Consider the following 19,908-nt stretch of genomic DNA (forward strand, 5'->3'; position numbering starts at 1 on the left):
TATGGACTTTGAATTTATTCGTCCACAGTTACTCTGGCTACTTATCCCGTGGGGGATCTATTGCCTATTGCAGTGGACTAAACAAAAATCACAAACTCGCTCGACATTAATTGCCCCTCACCTATCTCGTGTGGTGCTTGGCGAGCAAAACAATCAAACCGCTACACAGAGCAACTCTTGGCTAGCTATTTTATTTACCTTCATTGGCGTTATCGCGCTTGCTGGGCCGAGTGTTGAAAAAGCGGACATGCCAGTGTTCAAAACCAAACTTGCACGCGTGCTGGTGTTAGACATGTCGTATTCGATGTATTCGACCGATTTAGCGCCTGACAGATTGACGCAAGCCAGATTTAAAACCCTAGATATGCTAAAGCAATTTAAAGAGGGAGATACTGGGCTAGTGGCTTATTCCGGCGATGCTTTTGTGGTCTCCCCACTGACTAGCGATATCACCACGCTTGAAAATCTGATCCCAAGCCTAAGACCAGAAATCATGCCATCAAAAGGCTCATACCCTTTGGCTGGTATTGAAGAAGCGGTGAATTTGCTCGAAGGGGCCAGCGCCACACAAGGCGACATTATTTTGATAACCGATGGTATCGAACAGCAAGACAGCGAAGATATTCGAAATTTCTTAGCAAAAAGTCCATACAATTTAAGCGTTTATGCTCTAGGTACAAAGCAAGGCGCCCCCATTAAGTTACCTGAAGGTGGCTTTTTAAAAGACAGTACTGGGCAAATTGTCGTGCCAAAACTGTTTGAGACCAGATTACAGAAACTTGCCAGCAGTCAAGGTGGTATTTATGCAAAACACACTACCGACGATAGCGATATCAAACGATTTAAACCGCGTTTGAATGAGCAAATAGAATCAATTGAAAGCGACGATACCACTGCAAAATGGCGCGTAGATGCGGGCATTTATCTGTTATTTTTACTCGTTCCGATGGCACTCGCGCTATTTAGAAAGCACGCACTATCTCTATGTGTACTGTTAGCATGTTCCTTCGTACCGACCAAAAAGGGGATGGCAGCAGATTGGACGAGCTGGTTTAAAAACACGGACCAAAATGCACTTTCTGCTTATCAACAGGACGACTTTTTCACTGCGTCACAAGCCGACAACGCAGTGCTCAAAGGTGCAGCGCTTTATAAACAAGGGAACTACCAACAAGCGGTTGAAACCTTGCAAAATACCACATCTGCACAAGGACAATACAACTTGGGTAATGCGCTTGCGCAGACTGGCAAATTGGAAGAAGCAATTGCAGCCTATGACAAAGCCCTCAATGCCGACCCAACGCTACAGCAAGCTAAAGACAACAAAGCGTTGTTAGAGAAGCTGTTGGAGCAACAAGAGCAACAACAAAACCAGCAAAATCAAGATAACCAGCAAAATGGTGATGGTGAAAATCAACAAGATCAGCAATCACAACAAAGCGATAGCTCTGATCAGTCTGAACAACAAGGTGATCAAAACCAAAGTGATCAGCAAAATAGCCAAGACTCAAATAGCCAAAACCAGCCATCTGAGCAAAATGGGGATTCAGAAGCTTCCGAGCAGTCGCAAGATAAGCAACAGTCTGAATCTGAGCAAAATGACGGCGAGTCTGCTGAAAACAACAATGCGCCTGATATGCAAAGCGAACCACAAAGCAGTCAAGGTGAGCCACAGCAAGATGAGCAGGCTGAGCAACAAGCACAACCAACACCTGCAGAAACAGAGCCCAACGACGAACAAGCCGAACAACAGACCGCGCCTGTACAAGCAGAGGCAAGAGAGCTTACTCCTGAGGAAATTGAAAAAGCTCAGCAGTTAAATCAACTTCTAAGAAAAGTGCCTGACGATCCAGCCATCTTACTAAGAAATAAAATGCTGTTAGAGGCACAACAACGTAAGCAAAGACGCCTACCCCGAGGAGTAGAAAAATCATGGTAATGCGCATTTTGTTACTAACATTAGCGATTTTTTCGAGTCAACTTGCCTTTGCGTTAGACAAGTTGAGCGCCAGTGTAGATAAAAACCCCGTTTTAGCTGGAGAATATTTTACTTTGTCCATCGTTGCAGAGGGAAAAGTTAAAGGCACCATCCCAGATGTATCAAGCTTAAGCAAAGACTTTGTCACCAGCCCTGTGAGTACAAGCTCTCGTACCAGTATTATCAATGGTAGTGTGACCAGCTCAACCACATGGCAATTGCAGCTAGTAGCACGAAAGCCTGGAGAATATACGATCCCAGCTTTTGAAGTGGACGGCGCAAAAACGGCTCCAATTTCCCTAAAAGTGGTCGCTCAGCAAACTGACGGTGACAGCAAAGATATTTTTATTAAAACCGAATTAAAGCCTAATACCTTATACGTGCAACAGGCTGGTCTTTATACCGTCAAACTTTACGTCGGCAAGGATCTACTGGACGGTAATTTGTCTGATCCGGTCGCTGACACGGTGACTATGACGCAAATTAGTAAACACACCGAAGACTACGAAATTATTGACGGAAGGCGTTATTTAGTTGTCACCAGACAATATCTGGTACAACCGCAAAAAAGCGGTAACCTTACCGTTGACCCACCGGTATTCTCGGGACAAGTGCGAGAAGGCTATAGGCGCATGGCGGTTAATGCCTTGGCGGATGAAGTCGCATTGGAAGTCAAGCCGATCCCCCAGCAACATGCTGACAACTGGTTACCGAGTGAGTATGTTAATTTCGCTGATGAGTGGCAACCAAGTAGCAGTGAGATCACTGCAGGTACCCCAATAACCCGCACCTTTACCTTAACCGCTGTTGGGGTGACTAAGGAGCAACTGCCTGAAATCAAGGTAGAAGATGTCAACGGTTTCAAAATTTATCCAGATACCTCTGAGCGCAAACAAATGGTGCGAGACGGAAAAGTTATTTCACAAATTACCGCTTCTTTTGCTTATCTGCCACAAGCTGCTGGCCAATACACGTTACCGGAAGTCAAGCTACCTTGGTTTAATACCGTGCTCAACCGCACAGACCTCGCGACCATTGCGGAAAAGGCATTTGTGGTAAAAGCCGATCCAAATCAAGTGGTTCAGGCAAACACTACGCCCAACCCGGTTGCTGGAGCCACTTCTACTGACACGCAGTCACAGCAACCTGCGGTAAGTGCAAGTGCAGTTAATCCAATTGGTCAATTTGCTATTCCACTATGGGTGTGGGCTGTGTGTGCTTCTGGTTATCTGCTGTGGATAATCACGTTAGTGCTCTATATTAAGAAAAGACCAGTGCCAATTAACTCAAACAGCCCAACAGCCAAACCTACCACAAGCCAAAGCGCAAACAGCAGGCTAAAACAAGCTGCCAAAAATAACGATGCTAAACAGTTTTATACCGCCCTGATGGATTTAGTAGCAACGCAGCACACAAGCTTTGCAGATTGGCTAAATCAACAACCGGATGAATTGCAGTCAGATATTAAAACAATGCAGCAATCGTTATTTAAGGATGGCGCAACTTCAACGGTACAACTTGAGAAGCTTTATCAGGCGCTGTCAAAATCTGAGCGAAAGAAGCGTGCCGAACCTACTCATCACCTAGCACCACTTTTTGAGTAGTAACCAATAGGGTCATAAGAACATATCCTTCATGGCCCTATTCAGATTTTTATTCATAGACTTTTCACCGGCACAGAGAATTATCTTGTTAATCAAGCGTAAAAAGGCCAAGCTTAGTCAATCATTTTGCCGTGAAATAAATTTTCAAAATAACAGGTCTACTGATCATGACCAAAAAACAAAAATACTATGAGTCGCTAGTCCACGCTTACCACGGTGAATTATATAAGTTCGCATTTTGGTTAAGTGGTGATGCATCGGTGGCTGAAGATCTCGTACAAGAGACATTTTTACGGGCATGGCGTTCATTGGACTCTTTACAAGACCAAAATGCCGCTAAGCCTTGGCTAATTACTATTTTACGACGAGAAAATGCGCGTCGATTTGAGAGAAAGCAATTTGATTATGCCGATGTTGAACAAGACACTTTGCAAGATACCGTGACTCAGTCGCTAGAAGATTCTGTAGAACAGATTGTGGTGCAAAAGCACATTGCACAACTGGAGCCTGAATACAGAGAGCCGTTGCTACTGCAAGTTGTTTTAGGATGCTCGGGAGAGGAAATCGCCGACATCTTGGAACTCAATAAAAACACCGTGATGACCAGACTGTATCGCGCAAGACATCAATTGAAAGACGCCTTAAGCAAAGGCCAAGAAGTACTGAGGGGGGCATAAGACGATGGATGAACTAGAATTTAGACGCCGTATGTACGTCGATCCCAATGATCCTGAAGTGATTGAGTATGCGCTAAATAGACCTGAGTTACAGGCACAACTGCAAGAGCAGCAGCAATTTAACGATATGTTAGCTGAATCGATAAATGTAGTGGTTCCAGATGGTTTAGCGGAGAAGATCATTGCCAAGCAGCAACGTTTAGAGCGACAGCATACAAACGCGATTAAGCAATATTGGTTTCAAAGATTTACTAAGCCTTTAGCGATAGCTGCCAGCATCTTGGTAGCGGTTACTGTGGTGTACTTAAACCAACCTTTATCGGAGTTTGATATTGGTGAACATGCCCTTGCCCATGTCTATCATGAACAAAGCTCATTGGAGCGGCAGCAAGCGATCCCGCTACAGACGGTCAATGAAAAACTGGCACTATATGGTGGTAAGCTAGAGACGTTGCCCGGCAAGTTGGTCTATGCCACTTACTGTAATTTTAAAGGACAAAAAAGCTTGCACCTAGTCCTGCAATCCGCTGCAGGCCCAGTGACTGTATTTATCGTGCCAAATGACCATTCAACACCGTTAAATGAAAAGCGGCTATTTAGAGACGAACGATTCGATGGACTCGTTGCTCCAGGCAACAAAGCCAGTACTATTTTGGTTGCCAATAAAAATACACCTATCGATAAGTTTAGGGATGACCTGAATCGCGCAATACATTGGCTGTAGTCATTTAGCTGCAGAGCTAGCACTGCCCTCCCATAAGTTCACATGGCCTTGTGGGAGGGTAAACTTCAATTTAGAAACAATAAACACGACCAAACTACGGCTTGTTTCGGTCGAGATTTAACCACCCTTTCCCTAGCACTAAATTTTTAACGTTCGACTATTCAAATCCTTATCTCAGTTCTCTAAAATGCGGACAGCTAATAACATAGAGGACATTTATGAAGCGTTTTATCGTGCTACTTTCGCTGGTTTCATTTTTATTTAGTGCCAGCTTTGATGCCGAAGCGAGAAAAAAATTCGGCAGCAGGTCATCGGGAAAAACCCATCAAACCCAAACTACCCAACAGAAACAACAAACTGATACTAATACTGTGGCAAACAAAACTACCACGGCGCCAAAAACGTCAAGTAAAAAAGGGATTATGGCCGGTGTGCTAGGTGGTCTCTTGGCTGGTGGCCTTATCGCAGCAATGCTTGGTGATGACTTTGAGGGCTTCCAGTTTTTGGAAATGTTATTGCTTGCAGGCGCTGCATTTTTGATTTTTAAGCTGGTAAAGTCGGCATTAGCGCGCAAACAGCAACCACGCTTTGCTGGCGGCCCAAGTCACTTTGAAACACCACAACAGCGTCAAGCACCCCAACCTATTAATCCGTCTCCCGTATCTAACAGCGGCGGTTTTGGTGGTAGCAGTGTTCCAATGAACTTACCAAAAGATTTTGACATCAATGGCTTTTTACAAGGTGCTCGCCAGCATTATCACACTGTACAAAATGCTTGGAACCAAAGTGATTTTGAAACACTCAGTGAATACCTGAGCCCTGAACTGGTTGAAGAGTTTAAAAAAGAACGTGCGCAACAAGGCGAAGTACAAACCGAAGTCATGTTTATCGACGCAGAATTGGTGCGTGCCGACACATCACCAGTTGTTTGGGAAGTAAGTGTTCAGTTCCGTGGTAAATATCGCGACTTAGGTGATAAACAAGAAGAAGCTATTCACGAAATTTGGCATCTTGAGCGTAAAACGACTCCCGATGCGCCTTGGCTTATCGTGGGAGTTGAAGACTTAGCTAACTAAACCCGATGCTTAACAGGCAACTTGTTTTCAACTTGCAAGTTGCCTTGATATCTTACGTTCGCCTTCGCGATTCGAATAGACCAACAACGCTTCACTGTAGCAATGATAAGCCTTAACGTGTTGGCAATTCCCCCAGCGCAACTCAAACAGTTGCATTTTCTACCCAGCATTTATGTTAGTCATCACTAGATGTGATTAGGGAAAACACAGTTCTAATATCGAGTATCTGATAAATTGACTTGTCGCTTCCTTGCTAACCCCATCACCTACTCCTTGAACTTTGGTTATCGAATACGATTGAAAAAATTCAGCCTAGACAACAAAGCCAAACATTCAAATTTGAGTGCCTGTCCTTTTAAAATAGTCCTTTTAAAATACTAAAAAAGGGAGGTTTTTACCTCCCAAATTCAGCCCTAGCCACATGCAATTTGCTTTGACTCACAACCCTTTGTTGGCTCTAAGCAAGTACCACCCGCAACCTGTTTGGCTAGTGCTGACTCTAGCGATTTTTGATTAAGACGTTTCAAGTTTTTTTTGTTTAGTTTTAGTGATTTCATATTACATTTCCTTTTGAGTTATAGTCATTTATACCTATATCAAAACCAAACCAATATGTAAATCCAACAAAGCTGAGAATAGCAAGACGGACAGCTAAACTGGACATTTATGGTCCTTTTTAAATTTGAAATGTTTATTACCGATCTTCAGGTTTTATATGTCTAGCTTTTAAAGAGAATGCTTTAAGCTCACTAATACTATATTTAGTATGTACTCTTTCAACCGAAGCTGGCTGATGACTAATACTTAAGCCTGCACGCCTTGCAACTTTTGGCCTAATAGGACGTGTAACAAAGCCACCTCCGCAATTTGGGCACACATTTTCTAAGATTTCTGTTACGCACGTCATACAAAAAGTGCATTCATAGGTGCAGATCATTGCTTCTGTAGAATCAGGGGCTAAATCTTTATCACAACACTCACAATTCGGTCTAATTTCCAACATATATTAAAGTTCCTTTTTGATTCACATGACAAACTAAAATTTTTCTTATTTTAGATTACTCTACATAGAGCTCTGCAACGCCTTTTTTGCCAATTATCTGCAACGCCATTAACACATTCGCGTCGTCTACATCAGAAATGTAATTAATGTGATTAGCTACTTTTCCATGCACCTTAAAGATTTCAGTATCAAGCGAATATTCCCATAGCTGGTGCGCCTCATTGATGCCATAAACCTTGTTATTATTAATGACAAAACGTTTATTACTACCTTGATCAACGAGCTTTTCAATCAGCTGATGCTCTATTGCATCGGCTATCCAAAAGCGGTCTAGCTGATCTGTGTAAATTAACTTTCCATCTTGGGTTTTACTTGCCCAGTTCACCCAATTTTCGGAGATGACTCTTACCTTTTGGTCTGTTAGGTCTACCTCTGCCAACTTCAAGACGCCTTGCACACGTGCCATTACCAGAGCAGTCATTGTCTCGCTATCCCAGTGGAACAAACGTTCGATTCCACGCGTCAACTCAAAGTTGACACTACTGCCATCCAGTTTGACCTGAACGAGCTTCAATCGCGCATTAACTAGTAAACTCTGGCCATCTTTAGCCCATGACATACCAGACAAAAATGTGTCCATCGGAAACTGAGTAAGCTGTCTTAGATTTTCGCCATCAGCCAGCCAAACCTGATCATCTCCAGAGCGATCAGACTGGAATGCGATAAGATTTCCTTCAGGCTGAAACAAAGCCAAGTCGTCAGACCGCGTTGAGCGATTCAGCACTTCTTGAGGTAATTGCCCCGTTTCTTGTACGTTAATCCCATCCAGCGACAAAGAAACAATATCACTATCAAAGTAACCTTTAATTACCAGTAGTCGTTTGCCTTCTGGGTGCATTACAGGACTACCGACAGGTTCATCGAGGGGGAGACTGATTTTACTAATTTGACCATCTTCTGAAAGCGTGAAAAGTTGTCGACCAGTACTAAATATCAGCTCTTTTAACGGAGAAAAATTGGGATAAATAAAGCGGAATTCGGAGATTTCATCAGGATATTGAATTTTGTGTTTGGACAACAGTTGACCGGTTACAGAGAGCATTTCAACATAATGGATGTTATCGCTATGAACGCTAGTTACGGCAATGCGATTTAGCGCTGCTGAATAATCATAATGAATAACACTGCCACCATCTATTTCATAGAGCACACTACTTGTGTTGTCTGTTATCGAATAAGTTATCAATTTCGAACGCCCTTCGGTTGATAAAAGTAGCGCGATATGTGAGTTACTTAGCCAAATAGGACGACTGATCTTAGAGTTTTTACACTCAGTCAATACCGTCGGCAATTGCGGTGCTTGCAGCGCCTGCTCGAAGTCTAAACTAACCAATTGATAGCATTTTTTCTGATTAACAGGCTCAACACAGTCGTTTTCGGAGATAAAAGTGATTTTTTTTCCATCGGGTGAAATGCTATGTCTGCCAAAAACACCAAACTCTTTCGTGAGTTGAATCTCTTCTTGGGTCGCGATGTTTTTAGCCCAAATATTATTGATACATTGCTCTTCTGAGTAGCGATGAAAAACGATATATTTTCCGTCAGGGGAGTAAATGCCCGAATTTTCTTTTTTATCGGTGGCAGTTAAAGCGCGAATTTCACTTATCAGAAGCTGAGGCGTCGCATTTGCCGCCGTAATTGCATACCAAATAACGATTGATAACAGTAATACGGTAGAGACAATAGCAAACAATCGGTTGTTATTCTGTTGAGCACCTGATGCGATTGCTGGGTTTTCATTTGCTTTGCCTGTATGTGATTGCTCGCAATCCAATTTGTCTACTGCAGCGTCATTATTCTGAGCGTCCTGGTTTTGTTGCCACCGAACATCACATTCTAGGCTATACCCTTTCTTGGCATGAGTCTTAATATAAACCTGAACTTTCCCGTCATCACCCAGCGCTTTTCGCAGCTGAGCGATGCTTCTTTGCAATGTATTGGGCGAAACCACCGTGTCTTTCCAAACGTGGTCAAGTAACTCATCTTGGCTTACTACTTTACCCTGGTTTTGAGCTAGATAGGTAAGCACCGCAAGTGCTTTTGGCGCCAATGTTTGAGACTCGCTATTTTGCGTGATTAGATTTCGCGACAGGTCGATATAAAAACCACCTATCCAATACTGCTTCTCCATAATCCCTCTAATTCAATATTTTTTAACAACCAAACAATGCCTACAAAATCAGCACCGATTAATGTGTTGGAAAATCTAATTGCGACGCTTGGCCTCGTAACACTATTTAAAAATGCACAATAAGTAAAGCGTTAGCATTGAGCTCGCGCCGAGTTCCTCGGTTTCTTATGCACTATGGTACACAAAAATTGAATCCTTCCATTTTGCTATTTACCATTTTGATGTTCACGAATTTTTTCGCTGACAGCTCTTTCTACCTTGCCCGTAAGTTTATCCAACTGTAGTTCGTCTATTTCTCCTTTTTGAAATTTGATCTCTAATTCCAATAGCGCTATCAAAAGCTCCAATAACCATTGAAAAATAACATGATCGGTGTTTTTCACCTTCTTCAAGGTAATAATATGCTCGTTGAGATCTTGTAATACTTCACTGGAGATATTTTTGCTGACCAAGTTTTGCTTTAGCAACCAATCAATATACTCTGGGTAAGTTAACGGGTTATGGTCAAAAAATGCGCCTTTAGTGGCATCATTGTCTGGAAGCTTTTCATAAAACTGAATAAGGTGCTCTGAGGATTCTAAACATACATTAACGACAGCGACTGCAGAATTAAGTAACTTAATCACATCTCTGGTTTCTTTTCTTTCCTCGTCGTAATTGGTAATGACAATAGCAAGCAGCACCCCAATTAATGTTGCAATTACCGTCATAAAAAAATTGATACCGAGACTGTATTTTTCAATCACATGTTTGTATTTTGGAATAAACGTGAGCAACCCCAAAATACATAATAACGCAGTCAGTGTTATATAAATCATTACGGCCTTCTACAACTAACTCTATTTCATAGATAACTTCAGCAAAGAGGACATAGTAAGTTTTGCGCAAATAAAAAGCCAGTGAGAACTCTGGCTTTTTCAATTAAATCAAACTACTTACAGTGATTTTACACCCATGTTGTAGAGGGTAAAACCATAAATATCCGCGTATTGCTCAATCACTTTAGCCGTTGGCGTGCCTGCACCGTGACCCGCATTGGTTTCGATTCGGATAAGCGTTGGATTAGGGCCCGTGTGTTTGTCTTGTAACTCAGCGGCAAACTTGTACGAATGAGCCGGAACAACTCGGTCATCGTGATCCCCTGTCGTAACCATAGTTGCAGGATAATTAACGCCTGATTTCACATTGTGGACTGGAGAATATGCCTTCAAATATTCAAACATTTCTTTACTATCATCGGCAGTTCCGTAATCGTAAGCCCAACCAGCACCAGCGGTAAATTTGTGGTAACGCAGCATATCAAGTACACCTACCGCTGGTAACGCCACTTTGAATAAATCAGGTCGTTGTAGCATCGTTGCACCAACCAACAAGCCACCGTTTGAACCACCTTGAATGGCCAGTTTATCAGTTGATGAGTAGCCGTTGTTATTTAGGAACTCTGCGGCGGCAATAAAGTCATCAAAAACATTTTGCTTTTGCATTTGTGTACCCGCTTTATGCCATTCTTTGCCATATTCGCCGCCGCCACGCAAATTCGCAACAGCATAAACACCACCCAGTTCAAGCCACATTGCCTTTGTAGAGCTAAAACGCGGTGTCAAACTGACATTAAAACCACCATAGCCGTATAGGATCGTAGGGTTCGAGCCATCAAGTTGAATACCCTTCTTATAGGTAATAATCATTGGTACTTTGGTACCGTCCTTAGAAGTGTAGAAAACCTGCTTTGACTCATAAAGTTCAGGATCAAAGTCGACTTTACTTTGATTGTAAATTTCACTTTGTCCTGTTGCAGGCTTGTACGCGTAGATGGTTCTAGGCGTTTTATAGTTAGTGAACGAGTAATATAATACTTCATCTTCTGCTTTACCGTAGAAACCGCTCGCAGAACCAACACCTGGCAAAGCGACTTCTCTTACGAGCTCGCCGCTAAATTTGTATTGCTTCACCACACTGATCGCATCTTTCATATAAGATGCAAATAAATAACCGCTACCTGCCGTAACAGACAGCACATTCTCAGTTTCTGGGATTAGATTTTGCCAATTTTCAGGTTTAGGATCGTTGACATTGACCTTGACGACACGGTTATTGGGTGCATTTAAATTCGTTTGGAAATATAACGTATCTCCTTCACTGTGGATCAAGTACGTATCTGATGCAGTATCTGCAAGAATAGTTTTTAAGGTACTGTTTGGCTTGGTTAAATCTTTGAGGAACAATTTGTTGCCTGAAGTGTTTACACTGGCGTATATCAACAAGAATCGTTCGTCTTCTGTCACACTAGAGCGCACATAACGGTGCTTCTGCTCTTCTGTGCCGCCATACACCAACTGGTCGGTGCTTTGTTTTGTATTTAGTTTGTGAAAATAGAGTTTATGTTGATCTGTTTTCGCTGATAGTTCGCTACCATCTGGCTTATCATAGCTTGAGTAATAAAACCCTTTATTCCCCAGCCATGTAATACCACTGAACTTCACGTCAACTAAAACATCGCCTACTTGCTGCTTAGTCTTGCTATCGATAACAATCACCTTACGCCAGTCACTGCCACCTTCTGAAATTTGATAAGCCGCCAACGAGCCATCTTCAGAGAATGAGATCCCTGCCAGTGAAGTTGTACCATCTTGACTAAATGTATTTGGATCTAAAAATACTTCAGCTTCCTCACCTTCTATTTTACGATATAAGACGCTCTGGTTTTGTAAACCATCATTTTTATAAAAATACGTGTAATCGCCGTGCTTAAAAGGTTGAGAAACACGCTCGTAGTCCATCAATTTAGTCAATCGTTCTTTGATCGTTTGGCGATATGGAATTTGCGCTAAAAAGCTTTGGGTAGCTTTGTTTTGTTGTTCAACCCATTGTGCTGTGTCAGCACTCATGTCATCTTCAAGCCAACGGTATGGATCTGCTACTGCTTCACCAAAGTATTTATCTTTCATATTTTGTTTTTTGGTTGCTGGGTAGCTTATTTGAGAAGCCATTGTTACATCAGTTTCTTTATTACTTACGTTATTGTTACTAGCACATCCCGCTAGGGTCAGTGCTATAGCTATCGTTAAAGCCTTTTTGAACATGGGTATTCGCTCCAAATAATGACTGCCTTGTTTATCCATTTACTCTGCAGCTCGCGCTTGGTTAGTTTGATAAACCAATTACCCAAGCCATCGTCGCATCGCCGAATAAACCAGACACATCTCAGTAAATTACACGGTTATTTATCCGAAACCGTCACTTGATGAAATGGTGTTAACAATTTGCTATATGATATTTTTATTAACAAGGGTGTCCACTAATTTAGGACAAAATCAGCAAATTTTAAGCTAAGCCAATCCAGCAACAAACATAAAACACAAAAATTCGTCGTCAGATTTTTCTTGTATGAACCGCTGTGACTTGTCTATTTTGGTCTAAACGTACTTCGATATCGGCAATATTCGGTAACACTTGTATCGACCACTCGGTGAGGTTTTGGAACGGCTGAATAAACTGCGCTATTTGTGAATCACTCATCCCTTGGCCCACATTTTTTATCAGTTCATGCTCTTGCTCTAAACGCCAGTTCAGCACGCGAGAAAAACAGATCCCATTCAGAAAAATCAGCAAATCAAGCTGCGCAAAAACCCGCTGGTATTCGTTTGCCAGAAACTGATTTACCAGCCCCTTAAATCGCGCATCTGGATCTTTTTCGCGTTCAAAATCATTTATAGGTTTAGATGGTTCAAGTTGAGGAGGCACTCCTACGCACCAACCTTCAAAAATCAGCACATCCGGGGAGTTTATGCACTTACGCCAAAGCGCCTTTTTTAGTGGGCTATCCGTGGCCTTATCAAATACAGGAAGTGTCGCTAACTTCCGAGCCCGGAAGGATTTAAAGGTTTGCTCTATCAAACTAATATCATGTGTGCCAGGTACTCCCCTTTGCTTAAAAAGCGGGTGTAATTGCTGAGCCATTTGAGTACGTTTTTTGGGTGATAGATAAAAGTCATCAAGGGAAACACTTTCAGCGTATAACCCTGACTGATTAAGATGATGACAAAGCGCTCGGCTCAGCGTACTTTTTCCAGAGCCTTGAGCACCTGACAAACCTACAAGAATTGGAGTCGAGGAATTTTTTCGTTTTATAATCTGTGCGCCAAGCACTTTTATGAGCTTGCTATCAAGCATTCTATCTTTCCATGAAATTGCCGAAACAATCTATCACTTTGTGCATCAAGCCCAAGGACTAAAATTGATATGAATACTGAACCATCAGATTTCTACCTTGCTGCGGAACACGGCCGTCTTGAAGTCTCGGATCAAAGACATCATAGCGTTTGTTGAATACATTCTCTGCTTTTAAAGTTAAGGATTGCTGGCTGTTGATCGACCATTTTATAGAACCACCAGCTAATAAATAACTGTTCTGAGTAAATGCTGCTACACCTGAACCAGGAGGCACTGGTATAAAGGTTTTATCGCGCCATATTCCACTCAATGTGACATGCAGGCCTTGCAGTTTGAAATGATACGCCAGCGCAGCAAACTTCTTAAAACTCCCATTTAAGGGCATATCAAACAGTTGTGTATACGCTAGCTGCACCCACGATGACTCTGACAGGTTTATGTCTGAACTGATTTCCATGCCTTGCATATCGGTTTCAAATACATTGTCAAAACTAAACTCTGCAATCGGGTCATTAATAGGTACGAGATTGATAAAATCTTGTAATTGGTTTTCAAACAACACCGTACTAAATTGCAGTTTTTCACCTTGGTAGTGCCAGACAAGTTCAGTCGTCTTCACATTTTCTGATTTAAGTTGTGAGTTACCAATAGTAACGTCGTCGTTCGAGTTAAGCTCATTGCTCACAGGTGTACGAAACGACTCACCATATTGATACTTAAAAGTGTGATTGTCGTTTAGTGAATAAATAACCGCTACTCGTGGTGAGAATTTACTATCAATATTCTTCACTTCATCAAATCGAGCACCTGTGAAAACGGTGAGCTGTTCACTGTGTTTGTATTTAAGTTGCAGGTAGCCTGCATAGGAATCGAAACGCTGTAACAAAGGCTTAAATGGCACAAATGGGTTGATACTCGTCACGCCACCTAAATAGTTATTCTCAACTACCACTACATCTTGTACAAAGGGATCAAAATAACTGGTTCGAATACCGGCTTCTGACTGCTCTTCTTTTGAGTATTCGGCTCCAAAGTTCCAATCTAACGAGTCTGACATCCGATATGACCCATCTAAGTTATAAGTTAGATCTTTAGATTGCCAATCCGGGCCAACCAAGAAATCTCTTCCTGACTCAGCTCCGACCTCTGTACCAGTAGCAATTAGCCCGGCGCTTTCTATGTTATGTTCGATAAAGCTCAGTCGATTGGTCATTTTTAGTCTGTCCGACACTTGCCAAAGATGCTCAAGCATTGCTGCATAGTTATAGCTTTTATGCTGATTGTTGTTGGAGTAGCGGGACAAATTCAAGAACTCATCAAGTGATGTTTCGTTATAGCGTAAATTCCAGTTCCACTGCTGATGTGACCCAGCCAGATTAAAATATAGCGCTTCAAGTGGGTCCTTAACGGCACCTGTAAAATATTTTTCTCCGCTACGCCTATTCACAGCAGCATTGAGCCGCAACTGAGTATCTTGATTAACTTGATGATGAAGGTTAGTAGCGACTTGAGCCGTACCGTTTTCACCCACACCGATAAAAAATTCATTCGCTTTCGATTTAGTCACGACATTCATCACCCCTAAAAACGCATTACTGCCGTAAAGCGCAGAACCGGGGCCACGAATAAACTCAACTTTTTCGACAATTTCGATGGGAATAAAAGGGGTATATACCGACGCTTTACCGAATGAAGACTCATTTAAGCGATGACCGTCAACCATCACCAGTACATGTCCCGTGTCGAGATAAACACCACGGGTGTGCTCTTTTGGCACGGCTCCGACCCAATCGCCACGCGTCGACTGAAAGCCAGGCACAAAGTTCATTAACTCATAAACATTATCAACACCCAGTGATGCTATTTGGCTGTAATTGAATACGGTGATACTGGATGGAACCGAAGCTGCTGTTTCATCGGTTTTAGATGCCAAAGAAATGTTGACGTCCATCAGCTCTTCGAACGACAAATCAAATAACTCGCTTTGCGGCTCAGGAGAAGTCGGGGTACTTGAGGCAACGGCACAATCCGCAGCAAGTAAAGCTAACAGGAAAACGGAGATATTTTTCATATTATACGAGCTCAACGTTCTTCACTTTGCTCGCATCGCATATGACAACGAGCGTAGCATTATTAAAGTTAATAATACTTGTTAAATACTGCTACGCAAGTTTTTGATTACACTAATAAGAATAAAGGCTTACTACACTAAAGTTTAACTTTGAGCAGTATTTAGTCTTTTCGCTTTAATATACTTAGCTAACCCAATCAATGACGCGGCAATCCAAAACAGTTCTATTACAAAACTCGCCAAATTGAAGTTATAACACAAGCTAATTAATAACAGAATTGCACCGCTTAGATTCATAAGGTTATAGGTCAAACTATCTGGAGTCGCTTTATCCAACTGCAGCATAAAAAAAGCGCCAACAACTAAAAACGTGCCTGACATGCCAATTACATCGAACAATAAATCGATCATCTAATTTTCCATTCTTTACTAGACCCAAACTGGCTGGCCCATATCCATGGGGAGGGTCGTTCTCATCCACTGAAACAGCAAAGCAAACCGTATAATGGTAACAAATATCGAGAACCTAAAAAGGACTCTTGTCCTATTATCGATTGAAATCACTGTGCGGTTACTCAATAGAAAGGTCAGTTAGTCATGGGTTTAAGAAGAATCGAGTAATCTATATTGTTTTATAACAAGAAAATGTAATTAGTTGATGGTGTAATACATAACGATGTCAGTTTGTAGTACAAGGCTAGAAGAAACCGCACAATACTCTATTTAAAGGTCACTTTCCCGCCGATAATCTTTAATGCCGGAGTTCCTCTGACCAAACTGTCTCGTGCAAACTCTGTATCACATTGCGGGCAGTGTGTTTGGTTATTGGTATGATCTTGGGTGATCCGCTCTTTGAAACACTTTACTAAACTTCCCTTGCCACCTTTACGATACTTAAACAATGTTTGCTTACACTTCGCGCAAAAAATATCAATAGTTCTCGTTGGTCCCTTCTTGTTCGGCTTTGCCATGTTTAACTCATTAATCCCAGTACAACAGAAATTAATGTAAATTGTAAAATATGATACCCACCATTGACCAGAAACAGTTTTAAAGGACGCTGTTCAAAGATGTAACTAATCCCAAGCGCACTTGAAACAAAAAAGGTCCCCACTCCGAATCCATATAAACCAGCCGATAATAAGCTTGTATTGCCTACAAGTACAAACGCCATAAACAACGACGCAAGCAAGGACATTAGTAACGCAACACCAAACGTTAAACGCGGGTCACTGTTTTTCAAGTCCAATTCCGTTAATCCACACCCTTCCATCCACGTTTGTTGAAACAATAATGGGGAATACCAAATTCCACCCACCATAAATGAACTGAGTGCGGCCAGCAATACAGCCCAAAGGTTAATTGAGTCTAGGGTTAGCACCATTGTTTCTCTCAAACGTGTACGACTAATCTCAATTTAGTTAATAATACCCGCATATTCAAACACAGGCTCTTTCTGAAAGTCGCAACTGTCATCGTTAAAATCTTATATTCGGTTACTGAGTTTTTAAGAATACTCTCTAAGTATCAGAATCAGCTCACCTAGTGCTATGAGAGAATCGGATTTGCACTGCATGAGATTAGCTTATCTGCAGAGCGGTTAGCCCTTCAGATAATGCGCTTGAAAGATTAGTCCATGTCATTTTACGTCAACCTGCAGATAAAAATAGTCTAAGCTTGCAGGAACAAAATTGGCTCATCTGCCAAAGCAATTTAGATTGATTGGTATTGTGCAGATGATTTTGGTATAACAGCCCAAATAAGTATCTGGTCAGAGCAGAATAAAAGAGACACTATGATTTACGCAAAAATTACCGGCTGGGGAAAATGTATTCCACCAGCAAGCATTACTAATGATGAAATCAGCTCTGTAGTTGATACAAATGACGAGTGGATAAGCACTCGCACTGGAATTCGGTCTCGCCATGTTAGCCATGTTAGCACCGCTGAACTTGCAACAGTTGCCAGTAAACATGCCCTAGCATGCGCAGGCTTAGAAGGTAAAGACATCGATTTAGTGCTTTTAGCAACCTGTACACCTTCAACCATGGTTGCCAATACGGCATCACTCGTACAGAAAAATATCGGTGCGGTAGGAGCGGCGGCTTGTGATACTAATGCAGCCTGCTCAGGCTTTTTATATGCGTTACAAAATGCCACTGCACAAATTCAAGCGGGTATGATTAAAAAAGCGGTTGTTGTTGCTGCTGAGCGCATGACTTGGTATGTAAATTGGACCAAGCGTGATAGTGCTGTACTATTTGGTGATGGCGCGGGAGCTGTCGTGTTAGAAGCAAGTGATACTCCCTGTGGGCTGTTAGCAACAAAAACTGGTTGTGATAGCGAAGATCGTAGCATTTTGCATATTGCAAACTATGGTACAGATATGGATCGCATCGCAGGCAATGGTCCATCCGACCTTTCGTTTGAGGGTCGCGAGATATTCAAACGGGCGGTCAAAGGCATGAGTGAAGCCTGTGATGATGTGCTCAACCAAGCCCAGTTATCACTTTGCGATATTGACGTCTTAGTACCTCACCAAGCAAACTTAAGGATCATTCAAGCGATTCAAAATCGACTTGAGATTGAAGACGATAAAGTTATGGTTAATATCGATAAATACGGTAATACCTCCGCCGCTACTGTCGCTATCGCTATTTGTGAGGCTGTTGAAAAGGGCTTGATCAAACCGCACAGCAATATCATGTCTGCTGCATTCGGTGCAGGCTTAACTTGGGCTGCAAGTTACATAAAATGGGGAGACAGAGTTACTCCTTTAACGCACAGTGACGCTAAGTTGCCACCTTGTAATCAAACCGGTTTAGAGCTGATCGCGCCAGCAGTTAAGGCCTGCCAGCAAGCTTAGGTTCTCGATTTGTTCCTTGGATGAATGGTAAGATATCGCATCTTTTCATCCAAGGAGCGTTGTATGCTCAAGCAACATACTGAAATAAGCCAATTAGAACCCCAATGTATTTGGAAGTTTTTTGACCACATCTGTAGTATCCCGCATCCATCCAAGCATGAAGAAGCCCTAGCCACCTTTATCGTAAGTTGGGCAGAGTCGAAAGGTTTAGAGGTAAAACGTGACCAAGTAGGTAATGTCTTCATTAAAAAGCCAGCCGCACCTGGAATGGAAAATAAAAAGCCCGTTGTATTACAAGCGCATATCGATATGGTGCCACAAAAAAACAACGACACAGATCACAACTTCGTCACTGATCCTATCAGACCATACGTTGACGATGGCTGGGTGACAGCAACTGGAACAACACTGGGCGCTGATAATGGCATTGGTATGGCTTCTTGTTTGGCAGTTTTAGATTCTGACGATATCCAGCACGGTCCACTAGAAGTACTGCTGACCATTGATGAAGAAGCGGGTATGACCGGCGCATTTGGACTACAACCTGGTTGGTTGGAAGGTGAAATATTACTCAATACCGACTCTGAGCAAGAAGGTGAGATATACATGGGATGTGCAGGGGGTGTTGACGCTTCGATAACCGTCAACATCGAACGTCAATCTGCTCAACACGATGGAGATTATCATACCATTACTATAAAGGGTCTACGTGGCGGCCATTCTGGTGTTGATATCCATACAGGCAGAGCGAATGCGAATAAGCTCCTTACACGATTTCTAAAAAATCACGCCGGTGATTTAGGCTTGCAACTGGTCGATTTTAAGGGCGGCTCATTACGCAACGCAATTCCAAGAGAGGCAACGGCAACGGTCGTTGTCCCAAAAGACAAACTAGTTGCCTTGCAAACGGCTTTGCAGCGATTTGAGTCAACATTAAAACAAGAGCTTCAGGCGATTGAAACAACTCTTTGTGTTGAACTAAACGCCGCTATAGACCAACTTGAACCTATGACCTCTCAATCACAACACCTGGTGTTAAGCGTGATGAATGCTTGTCCTAACGGTGTAGTCAGAATGAGCGACGATATTCCCGGTGTTGTTGAGACTTCACTCAATATGGGCGTGGTCACTTCCACACAGGATAAAGTCGAAGTGCTTTGTTTGATCCGGTCTTTGATGGATTCTGGACGTATTGATGTTGAAGGCACGTTGCGTTCACTCGCAGAGCTTGCTGGTGCGCAAATTGAATTTAGTGGAGCCTATCCCGGCTGGAAACCAGAACCAGAGTCAGATATTTTAGTGATTTTCAGACAAATGTACGAGCGTACCTACGGAAAAAAACCGGATATCATGGTGATACATGCAGGATTAGAATGTGGTTTATTTAAAGAGCCATACCCAAATATGGATATGATTTCGTTCGGCCCGACGATTAAATTTCCGCATTCGCCAGACGAAAAAGTAGAAATCGCCAGTGTTGGCCTTTATTGGCAACAAATGAAAGGTATTTTAGAAAATATTCCAAACAAAGACTAAGTACTTTTA

At 42.3% G+C, this 19,908-nt stretch carries 17 protein-coding genes; 7 read left to right on the forward strand and 10 right to left on the reverse strand.

Going from position 1 to position 19,908, the window contains the following annotated elements; all coding sequences use genetic code 11:
* Position 1 precedes the first annotated feature (1 nt).
* The 5 genes from ACSLBF_RS17845 (at position 2) to ACSLBF_RS17865 (ending at position 6,059) form a co-directional block, all read left to right on the forward strand.
* Positions 2-1,939: a VWA domain-containing protein gene (locus tag ACSLBF_RS17845; protein WP_440056744.1), complete on the forward strand. Its 1,938-nt coding sequence runs from the start codon at positions 2-4 to the stop codon at positions 1,937-1,939.
* Positions 1,933-3,582: a BatD family protein gene (locus ACSLBF_RS17850; protein ID WP_440056745.1), complete on the forward strand. Its 1,650-nt coding sequence runs from the start codon at positions 1,933-1,935 to the stop codon at positions 3,580-3,582. Before ACSLBF_RS17845 ends, ACSLBF_RS17850 begins: the two co-directional genes overlap by 7 nt.
* A 167-nt stretch (positions 3,583-3,749) precedes the next feature.
* On the forward strand, positions 3,750-4,259 hold the full coding sequence (locus ACSLBF_RS17855) for a sigma-70 family RNA polymerase sigma factor (protein ID WP_440056746.1): 510 nt from the start codon (positions 3,750-3,752) through the stop codon (positions 4,257-4,259).
* Positions 4,260-4,263: 4 nt separating this feature from the next.
* The gene (locus ACSLBF_RS17860) at positions 4,264-4,983 is read left to right on the forward strand and encodes a DUF3379 family protein (protein ID WP_440056747.1); all 720 of its coding nucleotides are present in this window, start codon (positions 4,264-4,266) and stop codon (positions 4,981-4,983) included.
* Positions 4,984-5,201: 218 nt separating this feature from the next.
* Positions 5,202-6,059: a Tim44 domain-containing protein gene (locus tag ACSLBF_RS17865; RefSeq protein WP_440056748.1), complete on the forward strand. Its 858-nt coding sequence runs from the start codon at positions 5,202-5,204 to the stop codon at positions 6,057-6,059.
* A gap of 413 nt (positions 6,060-6,472) precedes the next feature.
* Here the strand turns inward: ACSLBF_RS17865 and ACSLBF_RS17870 are convergent, their stop codons facing one another.
* The 10 genes from ACSLBF_RS17870 to ACSLBF_RS17915 form a co-directional block, all read right to left on the reverse strand.
* Entirely contained in the window at positions 6,473-6,616 is a 144-nt protein-coding gene (locus tag ACSLBF_RS17870) for a hypothetical protein (RefSeq protein ID WP_440056749.1), read from the reverse strand.
* 137 nt (positions 6,617-6,753) lie between these two features.
* A complete protein-coding gene (locus ACSLBF_RS17875) occupies positions 6,754-7,062 on the reverse strand; it encodes a DUF1272 domain-containing protein (RefSeq protein WP_440056750.1) in 309 nt (102 codons plus the stop codon).
* A 55-nt stretch (positions 7,063-7,117) separates the two neighbouring features.
* On the reverse strand, positions 7,118-9,253 hold the full coding sequence (locus ACSLBF_RS17880; protein ID WP_440056751.1) for a winged helix-turn-helix domain-containing protein: 2,136 nt from the start codon (positions 9,251-9,253) through the stop codon (positions 7,118-7,120).
* Between the two features lie 206 nt (positions 9,254-9,459).
* Positions 9,460-10,071, reverse strand: a complete 612-nt coding sequence (locus ACSLBF_RS17885) for a hypothetical protein (RefSeq protein ID WP_440056752.1) — start codon at positions 10,069-10,071, stop codon at positions 9,460-9,462.
* A gap of 117 nt (positions 10,072-10,188) precedes the next feature.
* Positions 10,189-12,336 carry a prolyl oligopeptidase family serine peptidase gene (locus ACSLBF_RS17890; RefSeq protein WP_440057053.1) on the reverse strand — a complete coding sequence of 716 codons (2,148 nt, stop codon included), beginning with the start codon at positions 12,334-12,336 and terminating at the stop codon, positions 10,189-10,191.
* A gap of 289 nt (positions 12,337-12,625) precedes the next feature.
* Positions 12,626-13,426, reverse strand: a complete 801-nt coding sequence (locus tag ACSLBF_RS17895; protein WP_440056753.1) for a P-loop NTPase fold protein — start codon at positions 13,424-13,426, stop codon at positions 12,626-12,628.
* A gap of 58 nt (positions 13,427-13,484) precedes the next feature.
* A complete protein-coding gene (locus ACSLBF_RS17900) occupies positions 13,485-15,497 on the reverse strand; it encodes a TonB-dependent receptor plug domain-containing protein (protein ID WP_440056754.1) in 2,013 nt (670 codons plus the stop codon).
* A 144-nt stretch (positions 15,498-15,641) separates the two neighbouring features.
* Positions 15,642-15,908 carry a CBU_0592 family membrane protein gene (locus tag ACSLBF_RS17905; protein ID WP_440056755.1) on the reverse strand — a complete coding sequence of 89 codons (267 nt, stop codon included), beginning with the start codon at positions 15,906-15,908 and terminating at the stop codon, positions 15,642-15,644.
* A 308-nt stretch (positions 15,909-16,216) separates the two neighbouring features.
* A complete protein-coding gene (locus ACSLBF_RS17910) occupies positions 16,217-16,468 on the reverse strand; it encodes a hypothetical protein (RefSeq protein WP_440056756.1) in 252 nt (83 codons plus the stop codon).
* Between the two features lie 2 nt (positions 16,469-16,470).
* Positions 16,471-16,881 carry a DUF1761 domain-containing protein gene (locus tag ACSLBF_RS17915; protein ID WP_440056757.1) on the reverse strand — a complete coding sequence of 137 codons (411 nt, stop codon included), beginning with the start codon at positions 16,879-16,881 and terminating at the stop codon, positions 16,471-16,473.
* Between the two features lie 411 nt (positions 16,882-17,292).
* On the opposite strand from ACSLBF_RS17915, the gene ACSLBF_RS17920 reads away from it, so the two are divergent.
* Both ACSLBF_RS17920 and ACSLBF_RS17925 read left to right on the forward strand, forming a co-directional pair.
* Entirely contained in the window at positions 17,293-18,363 is a 1,071-nt protein-coding gene (locus tag ACSLBF_RS17920) for a ketoacyl-ACP synthase III (protein ID WP_440056758.1), read from the forward strand.
* Between the two features lie 63 nt (positions 18,364-18,426).
* Positions 18,427-19,899: an aminoacyl-histidine dipeptidase gene (locus tag ACSLBF_RS17925; RefSeq protein WP_440056759.1), complete on the forward strand. Its 1,473-nt coding sequence runs from the start codon at positions 18,427-18,429 to the stop codon at positions 19,897-19,899.
* Positions 19,900-19,908: the final 9 nt, after the last annotated feature.

It is taken from the genome of Pseudoalteromonas sp. T1lg65 (genome assembly GCF_051930985.1).
GTDB lineage: Bacteria > Pseudomonadota > Gammaproteobacteria > Enterobacterales > Alteromonadaceae > Pseudoalteromonas.

Excerpts from the sequence above, each read along its gene's own strand:
- ACSLBF_RS17865 (WP_440056748.1), top strand. The coding sequence starts at position 5,202 with ATGAAGCGTTTTATCGTGCTACTTTCGCTGGTTTCATTTTTATTTAGT.
- ACSLBF_RS17845 (WP_440056744.1), top strand. The coding sequence starts at position 2 with ATGGACTTTGAATTTATTCGTCCACAGTTACTCTGGCTACTTATCCCG.
- ACSLBF_RS17915 (WP_440056757.1), bottom strand. The coding sequence starts at position 16,881 with ATGGTGCTAACCCTAGACTCAATTAACCTTTGGGCTGTATTGCTGGCC.
- ACSLBF_RS17880 (WP_440056751.1), bottom strand. The coding sequence starts at position 9,253 with ATGGAGAAGCAGTATTGGATAGGTGGTTTTTATATCGACCTGTCGCGA.
- ACSLBF_RS17885 (WP_440056752.1), bottom strand. The coding sequence starts at position 10,071 with ATGATTTATATAACACTGACTGCGTTATTATGTATTTTGGGGTTGCTC.
- ACSLBF_RS17850 (WP_440056745.1), top strand. The coding sequence starts at position 1,933 with ATGGTAATGCGCATTTTGTTACTAACATTAGCGATTTTTTCGAGTCAA.
- ACSLBF_RS17900 (WP_440056754.1), bottom strand. The coding sequence starts at position 15,497 with ATGAAAAATATCTCCGTTTTCCTGTTAGCTTTACTTGCTGCGGATTGT.
- ACSLBF_RS17895 (WP_440056753.1), bottom strand. The coding sequence starts at position 13,426 with ATGCTTGATAGCAAGCTCATAAAAGTGCTTGGCGCACAGATTATAAAA.
- ACSLBF_RS17905 (WP_440056755.1), bottom strand. The coding sequence starts at position 15,908 with ATGATCGATTTATTGTTCGATGTAATTGGCATGTCAGGCACGTTTTTA.
- ACSLBF_RS17875 (WP_440056750.1), bottom strand. The coding sequence starts at position 7,062 with ATGTTGGAAATTAGACCGAATTGTGAGTGTTGTGATAAAGATTTAGCC.
- ACSLBF_RS17870 (WP_440056749.1), bottom strand. The coding sequence starts at position 6,616 with ATGAAATCACTAAAACTAAACAAAAAAAACTTGAAACGTCTTAATCAA.
- ACSLBF_RS17910 (WP_440056756.1), bottom strand. The coding sequence starts at position 16,468 with ATGGCAAAGCCGAACAAGAAGGGACCAACGAGAACTATTGATATTTTT.
- ACSLBF_RS17925 (WP_440056759.1), top strand. The coding sequence starts at position 18,427 with ATGCTCAAGCAACATACTGAAATAAGCCAATTAGAACCCCAATGTATT.
- ACSLBF_RS17920 (WP_440056758.1), top strand. The coding sequence starts at position 17,293 with ATGATTTACGCAAAAATTACCGGCTGGGGAAAATGTATTCCACCAGCA.
- ACSLBF_RS17890 (WP_440057053.1), bottom strand. The coding sequence starts at position 12,336 with ATGTTCAAAAAGGCTTTAACGATAGCTATAGCACTGACCCTAGCGGGA.
- ACSLBF_RS17855 (WP_440056746.1), top strand. The coding sequence starts at position 3,750 with ATGACCAAAAAACAAAAATACTATGAGTCGCTAGTCCACGCTTACCAC.
- ACSLBF_RS17860 (WP_440056747.1), top strand. The coding sequence starts at position 4,264 with ATGGATGAACTAGAATTTAGACGCCGTATGTACGTCGATCCCAATGAT.